Source organism: Klebsiella sp. YJ (assembly GCF_002108615.1).
GTDB lineage: Bacteria > Pseudomonadota > Gammaproteobacteria > Enterobacterales > Enterobacteriaceae > Klebsiella > Klebsiella planticola.
Window position 1 is genome coordinate 1 of sequence record NZ_MTEG01000104.1, and the last position, 845, is coordinate 845.

Here is an 845-nt window from a genome sequence, read left to right on the forward strand (position 1 = left end):
ACTCATCGAGGCGCGGGAATAAAATCCCATTCAGACGCCGGATAGATTCAAGCAAGCCAACTTGTCGTCAAAATCGGTGTTGCAAAAACGGGAGTGACCATAGATTCGTTTTCTGAGACGTCCCCAGTATGGCAACCACGATCAGTCTGCTGGAGCCGGTTATAGCCGCACTGCTGGCCGTTGTGCTCGTCGGTGAAAGGCTGCCGCCTTCCGGATGGGCAGGCGTCGGACTGATAGTTACGTGTCTGGGGCTCATCACCGTTCCGGCTGGAAAGTTACGTTTCAGTCTGTTCCGGCAACGGAAAGAAAACTTTGAAATCGCAAAAAGGAAAGAATTATGAAAGATAAAGCGTCATTTGACTCATTTTCGGCTCTCGATATGCGTGCCGGTACCATCATCAGGGTTGAGGAGAGTAAAACATCAAAGCCCACCTGGCGCATGACTATTGACCTAGGACCAGAACTGGGAACAAGGGTGTCATGCGGTGCGTATACTAACTATGCAGCAGAAGACCTGCAGGAAACGCAGGTAATCTGCATCGTCAATCTGGGTACCATGAAGATGGGACCTGAAAAGTCAGAGGTGCTGGTACTTGGTGTGTCTGATGGTTCAGGCGGGACGATCCCGCTGACGACAGAAAAGCGCGTCGATAACGGTGAATGCGTTTTCTGAAAATCGGCAGATAAAGCCACGTATGGGCAAGAAAATGCTTCCTAAAAATTTCAGTGAATATGTCTGCTTCACGCCCTGAGACATTCGACAAGCTTTTTATGGCTTCAGTAAGGGCGAGTGTCTCGCTTCGAGAGCCAGCAAATATTTCGCTTCGTCATAACAGGTTCTGGCC

Annotated in this window: 1 protein-coding gene and 1 pseudogene; both read left to right on the forward strand. The window is 49.8% G+C overall.

The genetic code is table 11. The annotated features are described in order from the left end of the window. Window positions 1–125: 125 nt before the first annotated feature. A pseudogene (locus BV390_RS30380) lies at window positions 126–341 on the forward strand (EamA family transporter); the annotation flags it as partial. Beyond that, the gene (locus tag BV390_RS30385) at window positions 338–673 is read left to right on the forward strand and encodes a hypothetical protein (RefSeq protein ID WP_016236507.1); all 336 of its coding nucleotides are present in this window, start codon (window positions 338–340) and stop codon (window positions 671–673) included. The pseudogene BV390_RS30380 and the gene BV390_RS30385, both read left to right, overlap by 4 nt. The last annotated feature ends 172 nt before the right edge of the window (window positions 674–845 follow it).

Excerpts from the sequence above, each read along its gene's own strand:
- BV390_RS30385 (WP_016236507.1), top strand. The coding sequence starts at position 338 with ATGAAAGATAAAGCGTCATTTGACTCATTTTCGGCTCTCGATATGCGT.